General features: G+C 55.9%; 21 protein-coding genes and 1 pseudogene. 18 read left to right on the top strand and 4 right to left on the bottom strand.

Annotation, left to right across the window (positions count from 1 at the left end):
• The first annotated feature begins 23 nt into the window (after positions 1-23).
• The 14 genes and pseudogenes from tssF (at position 24) to ACA027_RS09570 (ending at position 18614) form a co-directional block, all read left to right on the top strand.
• The gene (gene tssF / locus ACA027_RS09505) at positions 24-1859 is read left to right on the top strand and encodes a type VI secretion system baseplate subunit TssF (protein WP_370682132.1); all 1836 of its coding nucleotides are present in this window, start codon (positions 24-26) and stop codon (positions 1857-1859) included.
• Complete coding sequence (gene tssG, locus ACA027_RS09510; RefSeq protein ID WP_370682133.1) at positions 1823-2899, top strand: type VI secretion system baseplate subunit TssG; 1077 nt, start codon at positions 1823-1825, stop codon at positions 2897-2899. The genes tssF and tssG overlap by 37 nt, the downstream gene beginning before the upstream one ends.
• Positions 2900-2964: 65 nt before the next feature.
• A complete protein-coding gene (gene tssH / locus ACA027_RS09515) occupies positions 2965-5610 on the top strand; it encodes a type VI secretion system ATPase TssH (protein WP_370682134.1) in 2646 nt (881 codons plus the stop codon).
• Between the two features lie 54 nt (positions 5611-5664).
• On the top strand, positions 5665-9324 hold the full coding sequence (locus ACA027_RS09520; protein ID WP_370682135.1) for a type VI secretion system Vgr family protein: 3660 nt from the start codon (positions 5665-5667) through the stop codon (positions 9322-9324).
• A complete protein-coding gene (locus ACA027_RS09525; RefSeq protein ID WP_370682136.1) occupies positions 9321-9698 on the top strand; it encodes a hypothetical protein in 378 nt (125 codons plus the stop codon). The genes ACA027_RS09520 and ACA027_RS09525 overlap by 4 nt, the downstream gene beginning before the upstream one ends.
• A gap of 77 nt (positions 9699-9775) precedes the next feature.
• A pseudogene (locus ACA027_RS09530) lies at positions 9776-10138 on the top strand (hypothetical protein); the annotation flags it as partial.
• A 171-nt stretch (positions 10139-10309) separates the two neighbouring features.
• Positions 10310-10666 carry a hypothetical protein gene (locus ACA027_RS09535; protein ID WP_370682670.1) on the top strand — a complete coding sequence of 119 codons (357 nt, stop codon included), beginning with the start codon at positions 10310-10312 and terminating at the stop codon, positions 10664-10666.
• 28 nt (positions 10667-10694) lie between these two features.
• Positions 10695-13616, top strand: coding sequence for a T6SS effector BTH_I2691 family protein (locus tag ACA027_RS09540; protein WP_370682137.1), 2922 nt, complete (start codon positions 10695-10697; stop codon positions 13614-13616).
• Between the two features lie 23 nt (positions 13617-13639).
• The gene (locus ACA027_RS09545; RefSeq protein ID WP_370682138.1) at positions 13640-14431 is read left to right on the top strand and encodes a putative type VI secretion system effector; all 792 of its coding nucleotides are present in this window, start codon (positions 13640-13642) and stop codon (positions 14429-14431) included.
• Positions 14428-15189 (top strand): putative type VI secretion system effector, encoded by a 762-nt coding sequence (locus tag ACA027_RS09550; RefSeq protein WP_370682139.1) that lies wholly within the window; start codon positions 14428-14430, stop codon positions 15187-15189. The genes ACA027_RS09545 and ACA027_RS09550 overlap by 4 nt, the downstream gene beginning before the upstream one ends.
• Positions 15190-15200: 11 nt before the next feature.
• The gene (locus tag ACA027_RS09555; protein ID WP_370682140.1) at positions 15201-15707 is read left to right on the top strand and encodes a putative type VI secretion system effector; all 507 of its coding nucleotides are present in this window, start codon (positions 15201-15203) and stop codon (positions 15705-15707) included.
• A gap of 686 nt (positions 15708-16393) precedes the next feature.
• On the top strand, positions 16394-16912 hold the full coding sequence (phaR, locus tag ACA027_RS09560; protein WP_370682141.1) for a polyhydroxyalkanoate synthesis repressor PhaR: 519 nt from the start codon (positions 16394-16396) through the stop codon (positions 16910-16912).
• Positions 16913-17164: 252 nt separating this feature from the next.
• A protein-coding gene (locus ACA027_RS09565) for an IS5 family transposase (RefSeq protein ID WP_370682142.1) occupies positions 17165-17973 on the top strand; the annotation gives its coding sequence in 2 pieces (ribosomal slippage) (positions 17165-17495 and positions 17495-17973; 810 coding nt in all).
• A 308-nt stretch (positions 17974-18281) separates the two neighbouring features.
• Positions 18282-18614 carry a hypothetical protein gene (locus ACA027_RS09570; RefSeq protein ID WP_370682143.1) on the top strand — a complete coding sequence of 111 codons (333 nt, stop codon included), beginning with the start codon at positions 18282-18284 and terminating at the stop codon, positions 18612-18614.
• A gap of 212 nt (positions 18615-18826) precedes the next feature.
• On the opposite strand, the gene ACA027_RS09575 is transcribed toward ACA027_RS09570, so the two are convergent.
• Positions 18827-19858: a hypothetical protein gene (locus ACA027_RS09575; RefSeq protein ID WP_370682144.1), complete on the bottom strand. Its 1032-nt coding sequence runs from the start codon at positions 19856-19858 to the stop codon at positions 18827-18829.
• A gap of 246 nt (positions 19859-20104) precedes the next feature.
• Between ACA027_RS09575 and ACA027_RS09580 the strand changes: the two genes are divergently transcribed.
• Entirely contained in the window at positions 20105-21076 is a 972-nt protein-coding gene (locus tag ACA027_RS09580) for an IS481 family transposase (RefSeq protein ID WP_370682145.1), read from the top strand.
• Positions 21077-21157: 81 nt separating this feature from the next.
• Here the strand turns inward: ACA027_RS09580 and ACA027_RS09585 are convergent, their stop codons facing one another.
• Complete coding sequence (locus ACA027_RS09585; RefSeq protein WP_370682146.1) at positions 21158-21415, bottom strand: hypothetical protein; 258 nt, start codon at positions 21413-21415, stop codon at positions 21158-21160.
• Between ACA027_RS09585 and ACA027_RS09590 the strand changes: the two genes are divergently transcribed.
• Complete coding sequence (locus tag ACA027_RS09590) at positions 21414-21731, top strand: hypothetical protein (protein ID WP_370682147.1); 318 nt, start codon at positions 21414-21416, stop codon at positions 21729-21731. The genes ACA027_RS09585 and ACA027_RS09590 overlap by 2 nt on opposite strands.
• 626 nt (positions 21732-22357) lie before the next feature.
• Here the strand turns inward: ACA027_RS09590 and ACA027_RS09595 are convergent.
• Both ACA027_RS09595 and ACA027_RS09600 read right to left on the bottom strand, forming a co-directional pair.
• Positions 22358-22687 carry a hypothetical protein gene (locus ACA027_RS09595; protein WP_370682148.1) on the bottom strand — a complete coding sequence of 110 codons (330 nt, stop codon included), beginning with the start codon at positions 22685-22687 and terminating at the stop codon, positions 22358-22360.
• 613 nt (positions 22688-23300) lie between these two features.
• Positions 23301-23579, bottom strand: a complete 279-nt coding sequence (locus ACA027_RS09600; protein WP_370682150.1) for a hypothetical protein — start codon at positions 23577-23579, stop codon at positions 23301-23303.
• 273 nt (positions 23580-23852) lie between these two features.
• On the opposite strand from ACA027_RS09600, the gene ACA027_RS09605 reads away from it, so the two are divergent.
• Positions 23853-24371, top strand: a complete 519-nt coding sequence (locus ACA027_RS09605; protein WP_370682151.1) for a hypothetical protein — start codon at positions 23853-23855, stop codon at positions 24369-24371.
• Positions 24371-24670: a hypothetical protein gene (locus tag ACA027_RS09610; protein ID WP_370682152.1), complete on the top strand. Its 300-nt coding sequence runs from the start codon at positions 24371-24373 to the stop codon at positions 24668-24670. Before ACA027_RS09605 ends, ACA027_RS09610 begins: the two co-directional genes overlap by 1 nt.
• Positions 24671-24685: the final 15 nt, after the last annotated feature.

Consider the following 24685-nt stretch of genomic DNA (forward strand, 5'->3'; position numbering starts at 1 on the left):
AATGTGCTACTGCAGTTTTTTACATGCAAGATTTGCTGCCATTTTATGAACGCGAGCTGGCGTTCTTGCGTAAGCAATCTCAGGTCTTCGCAGCCAGTTACCCGAAGATCGCAGCCCGTCTAACCATCTCTCAAGACGGTAGTGAGGATCCACATGTTGAGCGGCTCATTCAATCGTTTGCTCTGTTGAGCGCGCGTATCAGCAAGAAGCTTGACGATGATTATCCCGAATTCACAGAGGCGCTGCTTGATGCTCTGTATCCGCAGTATCTGAAGCCTTTTCCAAGCTGTTCTATCGCGCAGTTTAGTTTGCCCTCAGGTGCAAATCCTAGCCAGCCAACGATATTACCGCGTCATACGGAGCTGTTGTCGAATGCCGTGCGCGGGGTGCCTTGTCGTTTTCGCACTGCGTATGAAGTGGTCCTATCTCCGATGAAGGTGACTGCCGCTCGCTATCAACCTCTGGCAGTAGGTAGCTCCAATATCGTGCTGCCACGACAAGCGACCTCCTGTCTTTCGCTCACTATCGGTGCTGGTGAAGGTGGTTGGTCTGTGGCTAAGCAAGATAGGCTACGTGTTTTCGTGGATGCTGAGACATCGCTGGCTTCCTTGTTGATGGATGCACTGCTGGGCCATATTTGCGCAGCATATGTTGCACCAGAGGCTTCTGAGCGCTGGATTGAGCTGGAAAAAATTCCATTGCAGCCGGTCGGCTTTGGCGAGGATGAGCTGTTGGTGCCACAAGCAGGCTCGACACACCCCGCGTTGGGCCTGCTTGCGGAGCATTTCGCCTTCCCAGAAAAGTTTTACTTTTTCGATATTGATATCGCGGAGCTGAGACGCAGCCTGCCTACAGGGAACGCAGCGGTGCTGCACTTGGTATTCCGAGACTTGCGCGCGGGCTCTCATGCATCGCAAATGTTGGAAGAGGTTGGCGTTCAGCATTTCCAAACGGGTTGCAGTCCAGTTGTCAATTTATTTGAGAAGCTGGGCGACCCCATCCGCCTGACGCATGCCAGCGGCTCTTATCCAGTTTTGGCTGATGGCCGCAATGCGACCGCCTACGAGGTCTACAGCATTGACAGCGTCAAACTTGTGCGCCAGAGCGCACAAGGCGATACGGTGGTGTCATTTCAGCCCTTTTACTCGCTCAAACATGGTCAGACGCCACAGCGAAATGCGCATTACTGGCTGATGCGGCGCAATGCTGAACTGGCAGAGCGTAGCCCTGGCTATGAAGCCGAGATATCCATCATTGATACAGACTTCAATCCATTGGTCACACAAAGCGAGACCTTGAGTCTGGCGCTGACCTGCACCAACCGCGATTTGCCCGCGCTGCTGTCGTTTGGGAAAGCAAATGGGGACTTGTTCGTGGAAGGTAATTCGCAGGCCAGTCGCATTCGGCTGCTGCGTCGTCCCAGTGCAGCGCTACGGCCCCGGCGCGGCAAAAGTATGCATTGGCGACTTGTGTCCCATCTTGCCCTCAGCCATCAGTCATTGGTCGATGGCGATGCTGCTGCACTGCGCGAGCTGTTGTACCTCTATGACTGGCGACGCTCTTCGGTGTCGTCCCAGCAGATTGAAAGCATTGTCGGTATTACGCACCGACAAAGCATGCAGTGGCTGCCTGGCCAGCCTTTTGCAACCTTTGTGCGCGGCGTAGAGGTGCATCTGCGGGTTGATGAGGCGCGCTTTGTCGGTAGCAGCCTGCAGGTATTTGTCGCAGTGCTTGACCGGTTTTTCGGGCTCTACGTCAATCTCAACAGCTTCACACAGCTGGTGGTGTTCTCTGCTCTGCAGGAAGAAAAGGAGCTGGCACGATGCCAACCCCGCAGCGGCGACTCGACCCTCCTGTAGCGCAGCGGCTGCATACGCAGTTTTATCGCTTCGAATTTTTCCAGGCTGTAAAGCTGTTGGAGCAATTGTTGTTGCGCCAGGGCTTGTCGATGCGCGAAGTGGCTGACCGGATTTCCTTTGCGAACTCCACATCGCTGGCTTTTCCTGCCAGCGAGATTGAAGCGCTGCGCATGCAAGACGAGGAGGGCCGCTGGCTGGGTGAGCAGGTCGATTGGCAGGGTGTGCGGATTGGTGCTGTGCAAATCACCCCCGCTTTTTTTAGTTTGCTGGGTGCCCATGGTGCCTTGCCTTCTGGCTATACCGAGCAATTACTGCAGCGTGAGTCGCAAAGCAAAGAACGTGCAGCCAGTGCCTTTTTGGACATCTTTGTCCAGCGTGCGCTGCGTCATTTCTACCGCGCTTGGCGCAAATACCGGCTGCCTTTGTGTGATGAGCAGCCTGGCCGCAGTGCGTATCTACAAGCGCTGGTTTGGCTCGGGGGTGGAGGGCGCAGGCTGGAGGACATCGCACAGCCCTATGCGGTTGACCATGTCTTCGATGAGACGCTGGGCCACTATGCCGCAGCAGGGCGCCAGCGGCCATTGTCTGCTGCATATCTGCAGCGCATCTTGTGCACACATTTTGATTGCAACATCCGTGTCGAGCAGTTTGCTGGCAAGTGGTATCAGGTTCCGGAGCGCCAGCGTTCAGCGCTTGGTGCAGGCCAGGCGGTATTGGGACGTACAGCGCTGGTAGGGCAGCGGGTATGGCAAAGAGACCTGCGCGTACGCCTCTGGATTGGTCCTTTGGACAGGTCCGCGTTTGATGCCTTCTATCCCGGACAGCCATGTTCCCGGGCTTTAGCGCGTTTGCTCAAGGCGCTAGCTGGCGTGACCTATGAATACGAAGTGCGGCTGATCTTGGACCGACGTGCTATTGGCCTGCTGAGTCTGGAGTCAAAGGGTGATGCCAGGCTGGGCTGGAACTGTTTTCTCTGTGGATCGGGGCGCAGCGATGTTGACCGCAGCGATGCCGTGTACGAGCTCGAAGTCCTGCCATGACTGATTGGAGAGGCATGTGCATTCAGCGTGGTGTTAAACGAAAAATTTGAACGTTCTATTTATCCATGACTACATCGCTCAAGACCCTGATCACCAAGCTCAACAGTGCTTCGCGCATGGCTACCCAGCGTGCAGCCAATATCTGTATGGCCCACGGCCATTACGAGGTCGATCTCGAGCACCTGTTCCTGGCGCTGCTGGAGCAGACCGATGGCGACTTTGCGGCCATTCTCCAAGCTAGCGGTGTCAGCCCGAGCGGACTGCAGGCCGATCTAGAGGCTGAAATCGAAGGTTTCAAAAAAGGCAACACCCGCACGCCGGTGTTCTCGCAGTACCTACAAAAATTGCTCCAACATGCCTGGTTGCTGGCCTCATTGGACGAGGGGGCCGCCCTTATTCGCTCCGGCCATCTGCTGCAGGCCTTGTTGACGGAATCAGATCTGGCACAGCTGGCACTGCGCGGATCACCGCGCTTTGCGCACATCAGTCGAGAAGATCTCAAGCACCGCTTTCATGACATCACACGTGGCTCGAGTGAGGCGCAGGATGGGTTCACCCTGCAAGAGGGCGCAGTCGATCCAGCAGGAGGTACAGCAGTAGGGCTGTCTGCAGCCACACCAGCATTGGACCAATACACCAACGACCTGACGGCCCGGGCGCGCGAAGGCAAGCTGGACCCAGTGATTGGCCGTGACCGGGAAATTCGGCAAGTCATTGATGTGCTGATGCGCCGCCGACAAAACAACCCCATCCTCACCGGAGAGGCCGGTGTGGGTAAGACCGCCGTGGTCGAAGGGCTGGCATTGCGCATCGTTGCAGCGGATGTGCCGCAGCCGCTGCGTAACGTCTCGCTGCGGGTATTGGACCTTGGGCTTTTGCAGGCAGGTGCCAGCGTCAAGGGCGAATTTGAGAATCGCCTCAAAGGGGTGATTGATGAGGTCAAGAAAAGTCTCACCCCCATTATTTTGTTCATCGATGAAGCCCACACCATGATTGGTGCCGGTGGTGCCGCAGGACAAAACGATGCGGCCAACCTGCTCAAGCCACCGCTGGCGCGGGGCGAGCTGCGCACCATCGCCGCCACCACTTGGGCCGAATACAAAAAATACTTTGAAAAAGATGTGGCTCTGGCGCGCCGCTTTCAGGTGGTCAAGGTGGACGAGCCCAGCGAAGAGCTGGCTGCCGCCATGCTGCGTGGCATGGCGCCGCTCATGTCCAGCCACTTTGGCGTCACCTTGCTGGATGAGGCCGTGACTGAAGCTGTCCGCTTGTCGAGTCGCTATATCACTGGGCGCCAGTTGCCGGACAAGGCCGTCAGCGTGCTTGACACGGCATGCGCGCGCGTGGCCCTGGGGCAAAGTGCAACGCCTGCGCAGATTGATGATGGCCGCAAGCTGATTGCGCGTTTGGAGCAGGAGGTTGCGGCCTTGGAGGTCGATGCGCAGCGTGCAGGCACCGCTGTTCAGCCCATTCAACGTTTGGATGAACTGGCAGATCGCTTGCAGCAGGCACGTGCTCAGCTTGCTGAAGACGAGGCCAGATTGGCGCGTGAACAGGTGTTGGTGCAACGTATCCATGCCCTGCGTGCGGCCATGGCACAACCCGAAACCGCGACCAACAAAGTATGTGCCGAGCTGGAAACCGCCCTGCAACAGCTGCGCGTGGAGCAAGGCGAAAGCGGCATTGTGCCGCTGCAGGTCGACGGCCATGTTGTGGCAGAAATCGTCTCTGCCTGGACAGGCATCCCCCTAGGGCGCATGGTCAAGGATGAGATTCGCACAGTGCGCCGGTTGGCACCGCTGCTGGCTGAGCGTGTCATCGGGCAGGACCACGCACTCGAGGCCGTGGCCCAGCGCGTGCGCACCGCCAGTGCCAGGTTGGAAGATCCCCACAAACCGCGTGGTGTTTTCATGTTCGCCGGCCCTTCGGGTGTGGGCAAGACCGAGACCGCATTGGCGCTGGCCGACATCCTGTATGGCGGCGAAAAAAAGCTGGTCACCATCAATATGAGTGAGTACCAGGAAGCGCACAGCGTATCGGGGCTCAAGGGTTCACCGCCAGGCTATGTGGGCTATGGCGAGGGCGGAGTGTTGACCGAAGCGGTGCGGCGCAACCCATACAGCGTGGTGCTGCTGGATGAAGTCGAGAAGGCACATCCTGACGTGCTGGAGATGTTCTTCCAGGTCTTTGACAAAGGCGAGATGGACGATGCCGAGGGCAGGCCCATCGACTTTCGCAACACCCTCATCATCCTGACATCCAACGTCGGCTCCACCCAGATCATGCAAGCCTGTCTGAACAAACCGGCTGAGGAGCTGCCTGCTGCCGACGAACTGGCCGAGTCTTTGCGCCCGGTGTTGTTCAAGCATTTCAAGCCGGCCTTTTTGGGGCGTATGAAGGTGGTGCCTTACTACCCCATCAGCGACGCGGTGCTGGAGGGAATCATCCAGCTCAAGCTCGGCCGCATTCGTGACCGCGTACAGGCCAGCCACAAGGCGCAGTTCGAGTGGACGCCTGCGGTGGTGGAAACCATCTTGGCACGCTGCACCGAAGTTGATTCTGGCGCGCGCAATGTAGACCACATCATCAATGGCACCTTGCTGCCGGCCGTGGCAGGGGCAGTACTGGACCGCATGGTCGACGGGCAGGCCATAGCCCGTGTCAAGGTGAGCGCCACCAAGAGTGGCGACTTCAAATACAAGGTGGAGTAGGGCTATGCCTGCCCCATACCTCTGCCTCCGCCGATTTAGTACGGAAATACGACCATGAATGCTGCTGTCACCATTGCCAGCACAGCAGGCCAGGCAGCGCAGCTACTGTCCGCTGCCCGCTATACGCAGACCAACCGTTTGCTCAAGCTGTACACCCCATTGGGTGAAGACAAGCTGCTGGCCGAGCGACTGCAAGGCCAGGAACAGATGGACAGCGGAGGCTTTGTGCTGATGCTGGATGCACTCAGTGACGATGCCCAGATCCCGCTCAAAAGCCTGCTCGGCAAAGCCGTGCGGCTCGATATACAAACTGCTGAAAGTCAGCCGCGCGTCTGGCATGGACATGTCACCGGATTTGAGCTGCAGGCCAGCAACGGCGGCTTTGCGCGCTATCGCTTGCGAGTCGAACCCTGGCTGGCATTTCTGCGTTGGCGCCAGGACAGTTTTTTGTTCCAGCAGCGCAGCGTGGTCGATATTGCCGACAGTCTTTTTGCCGACTACCAGGGCTCGGAAGGTATGGATGTGGCCTGGCGTTGGGCGCTGGCCGATGCCGCGGTCTATCCCAAGCGCGGCACCACCACCCAATTTCACGAAAGCGATCTGGCATTTCTGACACGCTTGCTGGCTGAGGAGGGCGTGTATTACTGGTTCGAGCACCAAGCCACTGAAACGGGCAGTGCACAGGGTGATGCCAATGCATATCTGGGACGTCACACCTTGGTGTTGGCCGACGCTGTCACCGTTCACCAGCCCGGCGTGCAAACGCATATGACATTTCAGCGCGCGGACGTCACCGAGGCTCGCGACACCTTGCAACATTGGCAAGCGCAAAGCCGCTTGCAAACCAGCAAGCTGGGGCGAAGCAGCTGGGATTACCGCAGCGTGGATGCGCGTCCGCTGCAAGCCAGCGCCTTGCATCTGGGCAGCGCTGTAGAGCCTTTGGCCTGGGCAGACGACGCAGGGCTCTACAGGTGGCCCACGAATGAGCAAGGCCAGCGCATGCTGGACAACGCGGCCCAGGCCCTGACAGCAGGTGCGCGCGTTTGGCAAGGGGAGTCGACGGTGCGCACGCTGGCACCGGCCACCACCTTTGTGCTTGAAGGCCACCATGCACATGCCGCCGAAAGCGAAGAAGAGCGCCGCTTTCTGGTGCTGGAGGTGTCGCACAGCGCCCGCAACAACTTCGATGAAGATCTGCAAAGCGCAGTGGACCAGGCCTTGGGCCGCAGCCAGCTCGATCCCGGTGCTGATGGTGGCAGGGCCGAAGCAGACAAGCCAAAAGGCAATGCAGAGGCCGACATCCCGTTCTATCGCAACCGTTTTACGGCCATACGTGCCGGCACCCCGTATCGCCCCTTAAACCGTGATGGCCACGGCATGCTGCTGCACCCCAAGCCCACGGTGCACGGTAGCCAGAGCGCCATTGTGGTGGGCACGCAGGGCCAGCCCGTGCACAGCGACCGTGACCACCGCATCCAGATCCAGTTCCACTGGCAGCGGGGAGCCCAGGCCAGTGCCCGTGGGCAGGGACACCCCAGTGATGAAGACAACGCTCCGGCCAGCGAGACACTGGGCGCTTGGGTGCGCGTGGGCAGTGCCGTGGCCGGAGACAACTGGGGCCATGCGGGCGTGCCTCGCATCGGCCTGGAAGTGCTGGTGGACTTTGTAGGCGGGGACATCGATCGGCCTGTAGTGGTGGGCGCCGTCTACAACGGTGCGGGTGAGGCCAATGGCCAGAGCAACCAGCAGCAGGCAGGTGCGGCAGGCGCAACCGGCAATGCCCCAGCCTGGTTTACTGGCGACAGTGGTGAGCATGCCCATGCCGCCGTCTACAGCGGCATCAAAACCCAGGAGCTGCAAAGTAGCCAAAGTGGTAGTGGCAGCCAGATTGGGCCGGGCTATAGCCAGCTGGTGTTTGATGGCACACCGGGGCAGGAGCGTGCAGCCCTGGCCACCACCCAGGCGGCCAGCCGGCTGCATCTGGGCCAGCATCGCCAGCAAGCAGACAACCAGCGCGGAGCAGGCCGTGGTCATGGTGCAGAGCTGGCCACACGCACCCAGGGCGCGGTGCGCGGCGGCGCGGGCGTGCTCATCAGCGCCCAGGCACAGGCGCAAGGCCAGGGTGCCTTGCTGGCGGGGCAGAGCGAACAAGCGCAAACACAGCAAGCCCAGGAGCTGGCCCAAAGCCTGGCCCAAAGCGCTCGCACGCAAACAGCCCAGTTGCCCGATGAAGCCAGCCAGGCCCAAGACTTGCCTGCCATTGCCGCGTTGACGCATATTGCTGAAGTCATCCAAGCCACCACCCAAACAGGTGGAGCTGCAATGGCAGAGCAGGTGGAAGATGGCAATGCACTGGCTCCCGGTATCGGCGGCTCCATACGTGCCACCGAAGGCGGGCTGGGCACCGTCACCGCCTACGGAGAAGCGCATCTGCAACTGTCAGCCCCCCAAGGCATTGCGCTGGCCACGCCCACCCAGGCTGTAGTGGTCAGCGGCAGCACCAGCAGCCTCACCGGTGGGCAAGACATTGAAGTCATCGCCCAGGGCCAACTGTCGCTGGCTGCGGCCAAAGGCCTGAGCCTGTACACCGTGGGCAATGAGGCCCCCGCCAACGACCCCAACACCGAGCGTGGCATCAAGCTGCATGCGGCCGCTGGCAGCGTCGAGGTGCAAAGCCAGCAAGGCGAAAGCAAGATCGCCGCCCAGCAAAGCGTGACATTCGCCAGCGCCACCCAGGGCGCAAGCGTACTGGCTGCCAAACACCTGCTGCTGACGGCGAGTGGTGCCTATGTGCGGCTGGAGGGCAGCGGCATCCAAATCCATGCACCGGGGGCGGTCACGTTCAGGGCGGGGGCGCATAACTTTGTGGGGCCGGGGGCGAGCAGTGTGGAGGCCGCGCTTTCAGGCTCAGAAATGCGTGGTTGTGAGCCTCAGTTGGCACAGACTGCAGTCTTCGGTGCAGGCATGCTAGGGCTTGGAAATCAGGGACATAGCGCTTTGCAGTCAGTGCGTGCAGGCGATGGGGCAGCCGCTATGCCAAACCAGGATTGGAGTGTGGACGACATCCTTTCCGAGCTTTGCCCTGGCGACAAGGACGTAGTGGAGGCTCTGGCTGCACAGGATGTCGCCATCGTCGATGAGGCCTACTTTGAAGATCCCTACTACGACGGCACACAGTGGACCACCAAGCGTTTTGATGCAGGGGGGCTGCAAGGTGCAGATAGCGGTATCACCCTGGTGCGTAGCGGAACCCTCAGCGCCAAGGACGCCGCAACGACGCTCTATCACGAGACGGTGCACTCCACACAGCCAGACGATATGGCTTGGGTAGACAAGGAAGTCGAGGCCTACCAGAAGACGGAAGCCTGGACTATCGCCAAAGGATATCCAAGCCAGGGGGAGCAGCTCAGAACACTGGGGGCAGATGGTTTGCCCCAAGTAGCAGATAGCAGTGAGGTGAAAAACTTCGTTCTCAAAGCCTATCCCATTGCCGTAGAAGGCCCAGAGGCAGAGAGCAAAGCCGCCGCCAGTGAGGCTGTGACCGTGGTCGGGCGCGACACCAACGGTATGACGCTGTTGAGCAGCGGCAGCTTGCGGGCGCCCAAGGAGGGCGATACCTACGCAGGTGATCCCATCCTCACTGGTGCAACCACAGTGCCGCGATCTGCTTGGAAATGCCCGCAAGAAATGGGCAACAAAGGAAGCACGCCATGATGGCAGCAGATCAGCACCAGATCTATCAGTCGGCCTACGAGTCTGTCGCGATAGAAACCCAGCACGGCCTGGAACAAGTGTCGTTAGATGCACTGCAGCAGCTGCGCCAATCGCTCAGAGAGAAGTTGGCCCAAGACCCTGTGCAGTACACCGCACTTGCTCGCGAACTGGATGCCTCTGCTGTCTTTATTGACGGAGATCGCCGGGCGCACATCGGCGCTTGGCAGCTTTCGGTGCAGGCAGGGCGACCGGTGCTGTTGCGCCAGCAAATGCCACGCACAGCACGCATGCTGTTTTATGTGGCGCTACTTGCCAAACAAGATGGCAAATGGCGGGTCGAAGCCATTGTGCTGCAAAAGGTTCAGGGTCTATGAACGCGGGCGAAGCAGATGTGGCTCTGCACGTTGCTGCAGACCAGCTTTCGCAGCAGTTGCATGAGAGCGCGGCAGAAATGGGCTCTGGCCGCATTGCCGTGCTGCTAGACCCAACGCGCCAGCCGTTGGATGAAGCGGATCTGGCGCAATGGAAGCACGCAGGCGCCAAACTGCATATTGCGCGGGTGCAGCACCCTGATGTGGCATGGAACCGCTGCCCGGTTCTGGCCGAAGTTGATAGCAGCAATTGGGCTGGCAGCGAGGCTTTGGCGGCAAGCAGCCTTGCCGCATACCAAGAACTTCAGCCTGCGTCATTGCGGGCTGGAAAAGGACGCAGCACTTGCAGTTGGTGGTTGAGTGAAGCGCCTTATAGCGACCTGGCCCTTCACCTTGCCCGCATGATGCTGCAAAGCCACCCCCATGGCGGAGCTGTTTGGCTGCGCTTGCAGGATCCCCGGGTTTTGTGGGCCTTGTGGCCGTTGTTGGGCCCAGCCCAGCAAGGCAGCCTGTTGGGGCCAGCTGCCCAGGTTTTGCTGCTCGACCCCAAAGGGCAGGTGCAGACTTTGGCACCTGTACCAGGCGCACGCAAAGGCCTTGGTATACCGCTGAGGTTGAGCCCCGCGCAGTGGGTGGACGTTGGCAACATCGAAGCGCTGCAGCAAATGCTGATGGACCTTGATTTGCAGACATATGCCGATCTGGAGCAGTTGCGCAGCACCGCCATGGCTGCCCTGCGCCGTGCCCACGCCGCAGGGCTGGATGACCGCAATGACTTAGCCACTTTCGCTGCCAAAGCGGTGACGGTGCATCCGAACTTTGACCGGCACCCACAGATAGCGGCCCTGCTTGCACACAAGCAGGCAGGCGATTACTTCACCGCCCTCATTGACGACCTTTCGGTCACTGATTGGCAGCGCATTGCGCGCGATATGGATGTGCCCCAGGCCATTGAGCCAGCGCGCAACTAGCAACAGCTACTGAAAAGGCTTTACCAACATGGGTCAACCTAACGCTCCAGCGCCGGCGGCGGATGCCGGCAATAGCTGCGATCAGTGCAAGGCCACAGGCTTGTCCATCTTGCCTGTGCGCTACGCCGTGGCGCCTGTCGCCATCAAACCGGCACTGCCGGGCTGGGTCTCGGGCGATAAGGTCAAAAGCGTGGCATTGGGAAGTGAATTTCACTACGTGCTGCGCACATTGCGTTCAGGCTTTGTGTATTTGTTCTATGAGAAAAACGCGCGGGGCAGCAAGTTATGGGAGTGTTATGTTGTAGGTGCTGACGGTAGTCTGATACGCCAACCCAGCCCTATGTTTGCTCAGCCTCAAAGCACACCGGTGCTGCAATGTGCGCGCCACGGCAGCAACAACACCCAGGTGCATTACCTGGTGATCGAGCAGCCCGAGAAATGCGGGCCCACATGGATTGCCTTCAGCCAAGACAAGTGGAGTAATGCGACCTTGGAGCGCTACACGCGCGACACCAAGGCGCGCAATGCGCGCATGCAGAGCATTCACCCTGCTGAAATGGCCGCAGGTAGCAAGCACAGTCATGGCAATTTGGCAGAAGCCAGTGCGCTGGAAGCCGTGCTGGAATATGCGCCGGCGCTGGATACCTCCAAATTAAAAGATGGCGCGCCTACGGCGGCACTCAGCAAGGAGGACGGCAGCTATACCAAGGAACTCGTGCCAGGCGTTTGTACACGCTACCCTTGGCATCTACGCAAAGGCATGGCGCAGTCCACGGCCGCACATATGCAAGGGCGTAGCCAGGGGAGCAAGCCACATGTGCTGGCATTGTGGGATGGCGTGGGGATTGCGCATGAACTCAATGGCTACCGCACAGATGCCAAAGCTTGGTTGGCCCTGTATTTGAAAGAAAGAGTGCTGGAGTCGGATGCCGTCGAGCGCTATGACGAGATTCAGCAGCTCATCAAACACCGCGCCTTGGTTGTGGGGGACCAAGGCGCGGAGCGTGCACGTAGCGAGTTGGATCGCATAGAGGCGGAGTCAGAAGACTACATAGGGCAAGACTATGACTCGGAGGTGCAATCCATCAAAAACGAACACCGGACCCTGGTCACTAAGCTGAAAAATGGCGACATCGACTTTGCTGCATACAAGGCTGAGCGCAATGGCGTGATTGAGCGCAACACCTTGGATGAATACAAGCAAAGTAGCCTCAAAACACGCTACGCCATGCACGATGCCTTGCGTGCGCTCAATACACCACGAGGGCGGGAAGGGGCCCGTGCCGGCTACAAGAAAATGTCGGAATCCGATTGGGGGCGTTTGTATGAGCCCAAGATCTACATAAAGAAGGCCGAGGCATTTAAAAAACAGCAACAGGCGCTGACGCAAACCGTAGAGCAGCTGCAAGCACAACGCACAGCATCCGTCAAAGCTTGGTTGCAAGCGCCTTTGTTTATTGGCGCACTCAATGATTACGACGGAAGCAGCCTGGAAGACGGCCTGTGCTACGAAGAAGCCGTGACCACGGCGTTGGAGGGCCTGGGCTCGGAGGCACAAGGCCTGGCGGCACTGCTGGAAATCATCAATCTGCCAGGCAATGTGCCGGAAAGCCTGATCTGGCGTGCCATGGCGCTCAACCAAAGCCAGCACTGCGAAGGGATGGCCAAAACAGCCGCACTGGCCGCCAGCCATAAAAATGCGCAAACAGATGCTGGGGGGGCGTTTTTAAAAACAACAGCCACGGCGATGGACTACCTCAAGCCGCTGAGCGACCTTTATCAAAAATCTGCGGAGCTTGCCAAGAAAAAACAGGGCGCAACAGGCAGCGAGCAAGCACTCAAAAACTCAGGCGTAGACCGTTTGATGAGCAGCATAGGTTATGCCCTGCTGAAATGGACGGGGGGGAATTTCATTGCCGACAGCCTGGCATGGTGTGTTGTGCAGTCGGTCTTGATGGTGCGCGCAGGTGCTGCAGAGGCGGATGTACGCCGCCTGATTCAACAGCAGGCCAAGCATGACCCCGCCATCAGGGCCAAGGTGCTGCAGCGCTGGAAAGCACTGAGCCAGAGCAAACCAGGAAGTGCTTTGATTCTGGCGCTGTCCGAGGTTTCCGAGAGTGATGGCAGCCGCACCATGCGGGCCGAATGGGAAAAGATCAAAGCAGGTGGCAGTGCAGAAGACCACCGTTTTGCCCCCCGCATGGCGGTGGTGGCAGGGCTGATGGAGATGGCAAAGCTCACCATTTTTTGTGCGCAGGCAGATAAAAGCTTGAAAGACTATTCGCTGGCCGTGGCCTCACTGATGTCGGTGGTGGCAGCATATTCCACGGTGGCCATGGAGGTGGAGAAAAAGTTGTTTTCAGAAGCCGCCAAAACTGTGACCTATTGGAAGGCAATGGGGGCTTATATGAGTGCTGGTGGGGCATTTGTAGGGGTGGTTTGGGATGCTAATGATGTAGTAGAAAATTATGATAAAGAAAGATATGGATTTTTAATGATTTTCATGTTGAAAACAATTATTGGGATAGGATCTTCTATTGCTTTTTCATTGACAGCTCTAAGTTTTTCGGCCAGCTGGTTAGCGAAACAAGGCGTCCGCCAAGGTTCAATCGTTTTCCTGGAGCGAGTGGGGGCCGGTATTGCGGCGTATGAAACACAAGCAGCGGCCAAAGCCACTGGCACGGCTGTAGCCAAAGGTGTTGTACAGCGCAGCGCATTCATTGGCCTGGGCCGGTTTATCGCCATCATGGCCGGCTGGGAAGTGGCTGCAGCACTGGTTGCCATTCAATTGTTGGTATGGGCGTTGGCACCGGATGATTTGCAAGACTGGTGCGAGCAAAGCGCCTATGGAAAAAAGAAAAAATTTACCAAGCTGGAAGAACAGCGCACAGCCTATGACAAAGCAGCCAAGGCTGTGGGCTTGGTCCCGCAAGCACCAGCTGCTGCATAAAATATAAATACCGATTTGGAACCATGAAAACTTCACCATCCACAAACCATGGCAAAGCCACGGTGTTACTCAAAGGTCGTATAGAAAATTACCGCGCTAGCACCCAGCAGGTCAATTTTTTTGAGGCCGTGGTGGAGCGCAAAAAAATGGCAGCAGCCTCTGCCGCTGCTGCCTTGGCAGGCATGGGAGGCATTGCCGTGGGTACAGCCCTTTTAGGCAGTGACGATATGAAGGAAGACTGCGATCTGGTGGAGTTTGAGCTGAACGGAAAAAAGCTGGAAGGTTATCTGTGGCTGTCTCCTTTTCAGGAAGGGGATCATGTGGAGGTGGCAGCAGAGCCGCTGGCAGATGGCCGCTATTTTCTCTATGGTATGTGCCGGCCTTTGGATAAAATAATCGCTTTAGCTCCGCATTGCACCAGAGGTAAGATATCTCATTATTGGATGTCTTTGCGATTCTATTCTAGATTGTTTCTTTTTATATATATACTGGCTTTTCTTTTGATAATGGCAATCGCATGGCTGAAAAATCTAGATGGCTGGATGAAGTTTATTGGTTTTTTACTTTTGTCAGGAGTATTTTCTTATATCGTTTGCGGAATTATAGCCATAAGAGTTTCAAGAAAATACCTTGGATTTGTGGAAATTACAGAATCTGTTTTGTCTATGCTGGGGTGGAAAGACCCTGCGCGTACGGATCTTCCCAGAATTCATAAGCGCAATGCCAGCGCGCATGACACATCCAACCATGGCAGCTGTTTTTTTCGCTATGACGATAGCGTTTTTACGCCAGCAATGGGAAAAGGGCCGCAATGAGCCGCGCCGCCATGGTATTGCTCAAAGGCCGTATAGAAAATTACCGTGTCAGTACCCAGAGGGTTAATTTTTTTGAGGCCGTGGTGGAGCGCAAAAAAATGGCAGCAGCCTCTGCCGCTGCTGCCTTGGCAGGCATGGGAGGCATTGCCGTGGGTACAGCCCTTTTAGGCAGTGACGATATGAAGGAAGACTGCGATCTGGTGGAGTTTGAGCTGAACGGAAAAAAGCTGGAAGGTTATCTGTGGCTGTCTCCTTTTCAAGAGGGGGATCATGTGGAGGTGGCGGCAGAGCCGCTGGCAGATGGCCGCTATTTTCTCTATGGTATGTGCCGGCCTCTAGATAAGATTGTTGCATTAGCACCACACTGTACTAGAGGTGAAATCGCACACTATCGAATCTCTGTCAGAATTTTTTTCTCCATCATTATGTCGCTTACAACCATGCTTATGGTTGTTGTCGGCTGGATTGATGGATTTTCTGAATGGGTGAATTTTTTTAAAGTTTTCTCTGGAGGAGTTGGATTAAGTTTTATCATATTTGGTTTAATTGCCTTTAGAACCTCAAGAAAATATCTAGGATTCGTAGAAATAGCAGAATCTGTTCTATCAGCACTGGGATGGTATGACCCCGCACGCGCTGATCTCCCCAGAATCCATAAGCGTAATGCGAGTGTGCATGACACATCCAACCATGGCAGCTGTTTTTTCCGTTATGACGATAGCGTTTTTGCGCCAGCAATGGGAAAAGGGCCGCAATGAGCTGTGCCGCCATGGTATTGCTCAAAGGCTGTATAGAAAATTACCGCGCCAGCACCCAGCAGGTTAATTTTTTTGAGGCCGTGGTGGAGCGCAAAAAAATGGCAGCAGCCTCTGCCGCTGCTGCCTTGGCAGGCATGGGAGGCATTGCCGTGGGTACAGCCCTTTTAGGCAGTGACGATATGAAGGAAGACTGCGATCTGGTGGAGTTTGAGCTGAACGGAAAAAAGCTGGAAGGTTATCTGTGGCTGTCTCCTTTTCAAGAGGGGGATCATGTGGAGGTGGCTGCAGAACCGCTGGCAGATGGCAGTTATTTTCTTTATGGTATGTGTCGGCCTTTGGATAAAATTATTGCGTTAGCCCCGCACTGCACCAGAGGAAAGATTGCACATTATTGGATGTCATTTAGATTCTTGCTTAGATTTTTTATGGCTATGTGGTTATTCGCCTTAATTTCACTTGCCATAGCTTCTTATATCAATGATGTAGCCGATTGGGGTGGTTTTTTTACGTGTCAATGACAAGTGGTGGGGGAGCATTTTTAATATTTTCTTTAATCTCTGTAAGAGTGGCTAGAAAATACCTTGGATTTGTGGAAATCACAGAATCTGTTTTTTCAACGCTAGGGTGGGCAGACCCTGCGCACATTGATCTTCCCAGGCTTCATAAGCGCAATGCTAGCGCGCATGACACATCCAACCATGGCAGCTGTTTTTTTCGTTATGACGATAGCATTTTTGCACCAAAAGCAGGGCAAGGGTAGCAATGAGCTGTGCCGCTACAAGGTAGTATAGAAATTGCCGTTTCAGTATGCCCTAGGTTAATTCTTTGTAGGCAATAGTGGATCTGAAAGAAACTGCAGTCTCTTGTTTTTGCAGATTTTTAGGTAAGCGGTCTTGCCATTACTACGGCCTTTTCGTTGACCTTCTCGAGGCAGTCAGCTGCCTGTGCTTCAGAAAATATAGCTTTTATGCAAGAACTCCTGATCGGAGAAATCTCTAGACGCTATGTGATTTGGGGTGTCGAGGGACTTTAACTATTCCTGTGATGGCGGGTTATGCTACAAAGTCTGAGAGCAGATGCCGCGCTGCGCATGTTTGGATCCATGCCTCAGGGTTTGGCCCCGCGTGGCGCGTGATGCGGTATCTTTAGAATCGAGCACATACAGATTGACACAGGCAGCGGGCCCGGGCCCGGAGGAGTCCAGATGACAGCCACAGAACAAAGCATCCCCCCGTCCGCTGCCAAGCAGCGCGTCATCAAAAAATACCCCAACCGCCGGCTGTACGACACCGACACCTCTTCCTACATCACGCTGGCGGAAGTGCGCCAGCTGGTGATCGAGCGTGAGCCGGTAGTGGTACGCGACGCCAAGACGGGCGAGGATCTGACCCGTTCCATCCTGCTGCAAATCATTCTGGAAGAAGAGGCGGGCGGCGCGCCCATGTTCAGCGAGGCCATGCTGGCCAATATGATCCGCTTCTACGGCCATGCCATGCAGGGCTATATGGGCAACTACATCGAGAAGAACGTGCAGATGTTCACCGACTTCCAGAACAAGATGGCCGAGCAGTCGGGCGTGGGCGGCTCGGACGCCTGGGTCAAGATGCTGCAAATGCCCAATCCCATGCTGCCTACCGGCTACGCCGAGCAAGTGCAGAAGATGCAGGACCAGATGCAAAAGCAATCCGAGCAGATGTTGGCCATGTTTGGCCTCAAGCGCTGAGCAGCGCAGGCTTGCCAACAAGAGCGGACCGTGAGGTCCGTTTTTTTTATGTCTGCACGGGAGCGTGCAGCAGACGCAAAGCCGCGCTGCAGCATGGATTGCCTGTGGCGGATAAAATAAGGGGTTAATGTCGGCTCGCTGGCCAAAGGGCTGGTGATGATCCCCGTGGACTGCGCGGGTGAGCCTCAAGCTAAGAGTGGCTAACACCACTTCTCCAGAGGGCCTCGCAGAGCGGTTATGCTCGCTGCCCTCATGGCACGACGACCCGTAAGCAAAGAACTGTGGCGACAGCTACAACCCCTGATCCCAGCCTTCGTGCCTTCTGCCAAAGGCGGTGCGCGCAAACTCGCAATCAGCGATGAAGCTGCCCTCAACGGCATCTTGTTCGTGCTGCAAACAGGCATTCCATGGGAAGACCTTCCCCAATCCCTGGGCTACGGCAGCGGCATGACTTGCTGGCGGCGCCTGCGCGACTGGAACGCCGCTGGTGTCTGGGAGCAGCTGCACCAAGCCATGCTGACTCGCTTGTGTGAACATGACCAAATCGATTGGAGCCGGGCCAGCATTGATGGCTCCTCGGTACCAAGCCCCCGGGGGGCCAGGAAACGGGCCCAAACCCCACGGACAGAGGCAAGCTCGGCTCCAAGCGGCACATCGTCGTAGATGCCAGAGGCATCCCGCTGGTGATCTTGGTCAGCGGCGCGAACCGGCACGACTCCAAGATGTTCGAGAAGTGTGTGGACGCGATTCCTGCGATTGCTGGCCTGCCAGGGCGTCCCCGTAAAAGGCCAGCCAAGCTGCACGCCGACAAAGGCTACGACTTCAAGCGATGCCGAGCCCATCTGAGGCAGCAGGGCATCATGGGCCGAATTGCCAGAAGAGGCATTGAGAGCAGCGAGCGGCTGGGCAAACACCGGTGGGTGGTGGAGAGGACGCACAGCTGGTTTGCAGGCTTTGGCAAGCTGCGAATCCGCTTTGAACGACGGCTGGATATCCACGAAGCGCTGCTGAAATTGGCGGCAGCGATCATCTGCGCGCGCTTCGTGGATCGGTGGTGTTAGCCACTCTAAGCCGCCACTGAGGTACTGGCCGGTGTACTGGCGCCCTGCAGCGCGGATGCGGAAGGTGCTCAGCATGCCGATCCCCTTGGCAGGGAGTAAATCGCGGTCACCCCAGGGTGAATGCTGGTGGGGAGGCTGTTGGTCACATGAAGTGCGCCAGGGGTTATGTCAGCCCCTGGGCGCCATTCATCAATGATGTTTTTGTGTGGAATGCCGAGCTGCGTAGCCAACATTGGTGCCAGCCAAGATTTACCGGCGCCGCCAGGAAGGCAGAAAATCACCGCTCCATTCATCTCGGAGACTGATTCATGCCCTTCTCGATTGGTCGCAGCCTGCTGCCCATGCGCTTGGAGCGCCTTGACGATGGCCGCTATATCGCGCTGAACCGCAACTACAAACCTGTCGGCACGTTCAGTCGTGACCGGGTGGACTACGAAACGCACCCCGGTGCCTTCCGCTTCCGCCGGGAGCTGACTGCGCAAGACGCGCGGTTGATGAGCTTCGACGCGAATGACGACCTGAATGCCATCGTGCTGTACGACGATGGCACCAATCCGCACGCCACTGCTGAGAACTGGCTTGATTACAGCCGCCGCCTGGACTACCTGATGAATCTCAGTGTCGACCTGGCTGAGCGGTGACTCAAAAGTTACGTCAATTTTGCCAATGGCCGGCACTCGGCCGCATGTGCACACGTGTGCACTGGTTGCTGTCTGCATTGCACGCTCCTGACCGGCTGGGCCGGCGTTGAAAACAAAAAACCCGCCGGGTTAGGGCGGGTCTATTGCCTGTTGAGCACATGCGGCACCCCTCAAGGGGGGCGATTATCTTCTAGAGGGTTTCGAATAAGCGGTTAGCTTTTATCGGCCTTCCCGGACATACTGGAAATTGTCTTGGATATTCGTTCAATAATTGTTGTGGCTTTGTCAAGAGATACCAAGTCAATATCATCTACTTTAGTACTTGGTGTGGTAGACGTGTTGTTGATATTCCAGTTTTCAAAAACTTGTTTGACTTGCTCCCAATCATGGGTAGAGCCGTAGGAGTCTAGATAAAATTTTCCAAAACTAATTGCATGCATTCTGTCTGAAATCTTTAATGCTTCTTTTAAATATGTGTTGCTTAGAATGTATGCATATCTGGAAAATCCTGCTAGCAATGAGATGCTAATAAATCCTTTTAAAGTTAAGAATATCACAATTTCCCAGGTCATCTTCTCCGGAATAATTGGTGCGCTTTTATATGCTAAATCAATAAAGTAAGCCAAGGCAGCCGCAAGTGCAATACCTCCTAAGGAACTGCATATCATTGAGAATATCTGATATTTTATTTCCTTTGATTTTAATGCTTTAAGTGTTTCTGTAATATATGTCTGTGATGACCTGAAAATCTTTTCATTTAATTCTTTTTTTGATTGAGCACTTTCTGCTTCCATTTTTTTAATGGATTCATCTAACAACGCTTTATTTTTAACTCTCTCGGATTCGATGGTCTCCATTCTCCGGTGATAATTCGCGAGATGATCTGCTTTTTCGGTATTAAAACTCTTAATTTCTAAATCTATTTGTTTTCTTTGTTGAGATATATAATTCTCATGTTCTTTTATTCTTTTCTGTAAATCATCTCTTTCATTGGCATTAATCTTTTCTCTTTCATTAAGCTGTTCTTCTTTTTTTGCAAATGTTTCTTCTAGTTCTCTTTCTCTTTTTTGATATTCGGCGCGATATTTATTATTGTTTTTATCGACTGCCAATTGAATTCTCTTATCTCTTTCATTGTTTTTTTGGTTTTCTTCAATTAGCTGGATGATTTTAGGTATAGATAATGAAGGATTATATTTGTCAGATCCATTTTCATCATCTGATAAATTATTATTGCTGGTCATTTGATTTTGTAATCTAAGTGTTAGAAAGAATTAACTAATAAGAAGCCTCTTATCGATTGTGACAGATTGTAAGAATTCTTGAGAAATTAGCAATACGTCTTTCATGCGCAGTGCCAAGCCATATTGCACAGTACGTAGATGTCGCATCCCGGATGATTGCATAGACAAAAATCGTTATCCACTGCTCATTGCTCGCGATGTGCTTCGTGAGCTTGTACAGTCCTTGCAAGCAACAGGGAGCCTGTGATGCAAATTGCTTTACACAAGAATGCCCGCACCACACCCGCTGTGCGTGCCGAGATCGCGAGCAGCAATGAGCCCGCACGCGTACTGGCACAGCGCCATGGCATTACCGAGCAGACGGTCTACAAATGGAAGAAGCGCGATAGCGTGCAAGACCGCTCTCACACTGCACACCGTTTACAGACACAGTTGACGTCTGCGCAGGAGATCGTGGTGGTGCATCTGCGCCGGGCCTTGCAGTTGCCACTGGATGACTTGCTGGCCGTCACCCACGAGTTCATCAGCACCAAGGTCTCGCGCTCGGGCCTGGACAGGTGTTTGCGCCGCCATGGCGTTGGCAATCTCAATGCCTTGAAACCTGCCGTGCCTGCGCAGCCCCACAAAGCCTTCAAAGACTATGTTCCGGGTTATCTGCACATGGATGTGAAGTACCTGCCGCAGATGCAGGATGAAACCAAGCGCCGCTATCTGTTCGTGGCCATTGACCGTGCCACGCGCTGGGTGTTTGTGCGGGTCTTTGTCAACAAAACGGCAGCCAGCGCCAAGGCGTTTTTGAAGGCTTTGCACAAAGCCTGTCCGATCAAGATCACCAAGCTGTTGACCGATAACGGCAAGGAGTTCACGGATCGCCTCTTTGCCAGCCGTGAGCGTGAGCCCAGCGGCAATCACGAGTTCGACATGCTGTGTGAGCAGTTGGGCATTGAGCATAGGCTGACCAAGCCCAGGACGCCCAAAACCAATGGCATGGTGGAGCGCTTCAATGGGCGTATTGCCGATGTTTTGAAGACCCACCACTTCAACAGTGCCGAGGACTTGGAGCAAACGCTGCTGCGCTATGTGGCCTTGTACAACCATCAGTTACCGCAGTCAGCGCTGCAAAGCAAAACACCCATGCAGGCCATGAAAAAGTGGCATCAGACGCATCCAGACCTGTTCAATAAGCGACCATATGATCGTCCGGGATGCGACACGTAGCACGTGAGCGAACTGAGTGAAATGTGCTACGACTCGCCCTGCACTTTGCAGGGCATAGCACCGTCAGGGTGTCGCAAGTGCTCAATAGATCCGCTCCAGCGTGATGACCCGATCTCCTGGCGCGGATTTGTACTGTTCGCCTGGCAGGTGTTCAAGGAAAATCACATCTGCATCAGGCCAGTGGGTTTGGGCTTCATCGCGGTCTTTCATGAACTCGGTCATCGGGTCGTCAACCCCTGCGCATTTCATGTTCCGGCGTTCGAAGTCCTTGCTGATGAGGACCGCCATTGCGGTCTTGCCGCTTCCTTGTTCGCCTACTAGATGGATGATTTCTGCCATGAGTGTTCCTTCCGTTAAAAGAGATGAGTTGCCTTACACGCTGCTGTTGGACCCTTTGACTGGTACAGCAGCCGCATACACGAACAGGCACCAACTCATTGCTGAGTCGGCGTCAGAAAAATTGATCCAGTACGCGCTGGACAACACGAGCAAATCCGTCCCGTTTGATCGCAAGCTCCACCAGCCCGATTCCGAGTGGAGGCAGTTGCCGGTGTGGGCCACTGAGGATGTGTTTGACCGGCTGAAGATCGTGTGGATCAAACGGCCCCACGGTGATGCCCCAGAAGAGGTGTGGGGAGCCATCCCGCGCCATTGACCACGTGAAGAGTCAACACCCGCTGTGGCGGGTTTTTTTGCGCCTGGAGAAAAGGCCGCATAGCCCGTGGCAAAAAAGAGAAGGGAGGGAGGAGACCACCACGGGCGCGGCACAAACCGCAACGCACTGGATGTAATGCGCTGGGGTTTGCCCTGCACTCGGCAGGGCATGGCACCGCAAGGGTGCCGCATGTGCTCAACAGGTTTTTAGAGATCCGGGCGTGACCCGGATCGATGCCGTGGTGCCCATCGCATTGCTGCGACGGGATGTAATTTAGCGTTTGCTAACGAATTATGCAAGTGCAAATGCTAACGAATGAAGAAAATATTTTTAGCACTTGCTATCGGCGGTGTGCTGGGCTGTCTCTAAAGCAAGCACTTGGTGCAGATTGTTGATGGCTAGCCGGACAGCTCGCTGAGCATGGGTGTCGTCGCATGCACATGCCGCCAATTCCAGCAAGCTGATGCAGTCTTCCGTGAGGATTGCCTTGTGCGCAGCGACCTCTGACTGGCGCAGTTTTAGTACGCCGCCGCACGGTTGTTCAAGGCAAATTGATGGAGGGGTCATTGAGTGCGTTACAGTTTGTGCTGTTTAAATATACAGTACATCGGTAGCGCAGTCTATGACTACTTGAGCAAGGGGAGCCCCAGCATGGTGCGGATGGTGTTCTCTACACGCTTGATTTCATTGGTGTCTTGCTTGCTAAGGAAGCTTAGAAGCTCCGGCGAGAGGGATTGGTTCTTCTCGTGCCGACTAAACCAGCCTGCGTAACCTGGTAGCGCTTCGCAGGCGGCCACGGTCTTTTCTGTAATTGGGCGTAGGCCCGAGATCATTTGCGATACGAAGGCCCCATCCCGGTAGCCCAGCATCCGGCCGAGGGGCGCTTTTCCGCCTACGGCTTCGGCTAGTTCTTCGAGGCGTTGCTGTCGGGTGGTGTTGGTGTCTGTTTCGCTCATGTTCCGAGCCTACGCAACCGTGGACTGCTATCAAAATTAAGAAAATAGCATTTGCTAATTGAAAACACTAGCAAATGCTAATAATATCGTGGCTTATGAAGCTACGTGACTACCTTTCGAGCCCAGGTGCGAAGACTGCTGAGCAGCTTCGTGTGGACATTGGGGCGCGTAGCGCATCCCAGATACATCAATGGGCCAGCCGGTGGAAAGGGCGTCAGCCAAGCGCGGCCTATGCAATGCAGTTGGAGATCGCCACGGGTGGTCTTGTTCAGCGGCAGGAGTTGCGTGACGACTGGAAATTGATCTGGCCTGGCTTGCCAGAGCCCGCCGCTGAGGCTCAGTGCTCCCTGGAAGAGGTGAGCCATGGCTGAGCAGCACACAGTACGCGTGATGCTGTGCTCAAAGGGTGCAGTGGTCGATGTGACCCGGGTGGACGGGCAAGGCCGGGTCTGCTCTGTTATTTGGCAGAGGCCAGTAGCTGCAGAAGAGGGCCCTTTCTCGTTCATCAATGAGAGTGCAGCTGGTTCTGCTGGGCCTGGAGAGTTGGCGGTGCGCTTTGAAGACGTTGCTGCTGATCGACGAGCCCGTGAGCTTTTCTTTCGCAGAATGGTCGCTACAGCTTTCCCGCCGCGCTGTCCCGAAAAATCGCCTTCTGGTGCATCTGTGTCAGCAGGTCCTGAGTGCTCTCGATTGAGCTGCGGTACGCATCCAGCATCGCCTCGCTGCCCGGTGTACTCAATAAGAGGCCTCCGACTTCGGGGCCGTTTTTCTCGAACTCTTGCCGGATTGCTTTCAGTGTTTGCGCTGGGAGTATGCGCAGGACTGCTTCTATCAGGACGTTGGTTGCAATGAGTTGGCCCTGCAATCGATCCGGTGACGCTTTCTCGTTCATGTTCGCCCTCCCTGTGGCTGTTGGTTGTGTAAGCGACGCCATCGTAGCTCAGGGTGTGGCGGGCGCCTTTCCCTATCCCCATCACCACCCCATCGGCCACGTCGCCGGGGGTCTTGTCTCCACCCTCTATTTCCAAGGTGCTGCCGTTAGCCATTTCGTGCAGCTTGCGTGGTTGGTGGTGATGGGTTTTTTCTTTGCTGTGCATGCCTGCAGTGTCAGCCGCGCTGGCCTGGGGCACCAGCCTGATCAATTTCAATTTCAAGGGGGCCGCCCATGACCTGCCATCTCTCACCGATTGATTGGCGTGACGTTCTTTACAACACCGTGCGCAATGCGCCGGGCGGTGTTGTTGCCGCCGCCGCTTTCCTGACTCAACGCCGTGGTCGATCCATGCACCCCGAGACTTTGCGTTCCCGCCTGCGTGGCGTGGATGGCGAGTGGGTGAACCTGGAAATCCTGGAGCTGCTGACCGAGTGGATGCTGGAGGTGCGCGAGCCCTCCGCCCGCCAGTGGCTCCATACCCTGAACAACGCCCACGGTCTGGTCGTTGTGGAGCTGCCCCCGCCGCCAGCTGGTGGCTGGGCCTGCGAGGCAACGGCCATTCGTGACAAGGCTATGCAGACGCACGTGGAGGGCGGTGTGCTGACGGCTTTGGTGATGAAGATTACCGCTGACTACAAGGTATCGCCTGCCGAGGCGCAGGAGGTCAAAGCTCAGGCTATGACGGAAATCACGCTGCTGTGCCGTCTGATCCGAAACGTAGATCGTGCTGCTGGCTTGGAGGTGCAGTAATGCGGCCGGCAGGTGACGTGAGCAAGGCGCTGCTGCTGGCAGTGCAGCAACTGGCCACGGCTGAGCGTGCGCCCATCCTGAAAGAGCTGGCCGCGCACGCCAATTTGCCCGAGGGCTTGGTGATGCAGACCCTGAAGAACATGAAGCGCTACGGCCGCGTGTGCATTGCACGCAAGCGCCGTGTGCCCTGGTGCACCCGCCCGGTTGCTGAATTCGGATTGCCCGTGGTGGGGCAGGCCGCAGCAAATGACGCGATGGGTGATGTTGGTTTTGCGGCTTTGGCCCGCGCTTGGGGATAGTAGATGGGTATTCGA

The organism is Comamonas sp. GB3 AK4-5, assembly GCF_041320665.1.
GTDB lineage: Bacteria > Pseudomonadota > Gammaproteobacteria > Burkholderiales > Burkholderiaceae_C > Comamonas.

What these genes read in the sequence shown, in the direction of transcription:
- tssF (WP_370682132.1), top strand. Translation starts at nt 24, where the DNA reads ATGCAAGATTTGCTGCCATTTTATGAACGCGAGCTGGCGTTCTTGCGT.
- tssG (WP_370682133.1), top strand. Translation starts at nt 1,823, where the DNA reads ATGCCAACCCCGCAGCGGCGACTCGACCCTCCTGTAGCGCAGCGGCTG.
- tssH (WP_370682134.1), top strand. Translation starts at nt 2,965, where the DNA reads ATGACTACATCGCTCAAGACCCTGATCACCAAGCTCAACAGTGCTTCG.
- ACA027_RS09520 (WP_370682135.1), top strand. Translation starts at nt 5,665, where the DNA reads ATGAATGCTGCTGTCACCATTGCCAGCACAGCAGGCCAGGCAGCGCAG.
- ACA027_RS09525 (WP_370682136.1), top strand. Translation starts at nt 9,321, where the DNA reads ATGATGGCAGCAGATCAGCACCAGATCTATCAGTCGGCCTACGAGTCT.
- ACA027_RS09540 (WP_370682137.1), top strand. Translation starts at nt 10,695, where the DNA reads ATGGGTCAACCTAACGCTCCAGCGCCGGCGGCGGATGCCGGCAATAGC.
- ACA027_RS09545 (WP_370682138.1), top strand. Translation starts at nt 13,640, where the DNA reads ATGAAAACTTCACCATCCACAAACCATGGCAAAGCCACGGTGTTACTC.
- ACA027_RS09550 (WP_370682139.1), top strand. Translation starts at nt 14,428, where the DNA reads ATGAGCCGCGCCGCCATGGTATTGCTCAAAGGCCGTATAGAAAATTAC.
- ACA027_RS09555 (WP_370682140.1), top strand. Translation starts at nt 15,201, where the DNA reads ATGGTATTGCTCAAAGGCTGTATAGAAAATTACCGCGCCAGCACCCAG.
- phaR (WP_370682141.1), top strand. Translation starts at nt 16,394, where the DNA reads ATGACAGCCACAGAACAAAGCATCCCCCCGTCCGCTGCCAAGCAGCGC.
- ACA027_RS09570 (WP_370682143.1), top strand. Translation starts at nt 18,282, where the DNA reads ATGCCCTTCTCGATTGGTCGCAGCCTGCTGCCCATGCGCTTGGAGCGC.
- ACA027_RS09575 (WP_370682144.1), bottom strand. Translation starts at nt 19,858, where the DNA reads ATGACCAGCAATAATAATTTATCAGATGATGAAAATGGATCTGACAAA.
- ACA027_RS09580 (WP_370682145.1), top strand. Translation starts at nt 20,105, where the DNA reads ATGCAAATTGCTTTACACAAGAATGCCCGCACCACACCCGCTGTGCGT.
- ACA027_RS09590 (WP_370682147.1), top strand. Translation starts at nt 21,414, where the DNA reads ATGAGTGTTCCTTCCGTTAAAAGAGATGAGTTGCCTTACACGCTGCTG.
- ACA027_RS09585 (WP_370682146.1), bottom strand. Translation starts at nt 21,415, where the DNA reads ATGGCAGAAATCATCCATCTAGTAGGCGAACAAGGAAGCGGCAAGACC.
- ACA027_RS09595 (WP_370682148.1), bottom strand. Translation starts at nt 22,687, where the DNA reads ATGAGCGAAACAGACACCAACACCACCCGACAGCAACGCCTCGAAGAA.
- ACA027_RS09600 (WP_370682150.1), bottom strand. Translation starts at nt 23,579, where the DNA reads ATGAACGAGAAAGCGTCACCGGATCGATTGCAGGGCCAACTCATTGCA.
- ACA027_RS09605 (WP_370682151.1), top strand. Translation starts at nt 23,853, where the DNA reads ATGACCTGCCATCTCTCACCGATTGATTGGCGTGACGTTCTTTACAAC.
- ACA027_RS09610 (WP_370682152.1), top strand. Translation starts at nt 24,371, where the DNA reads ATGCGGCCGGCAGGTGACGTGAGCAAGGCGCTGCTGCTGGCAGTGCAG.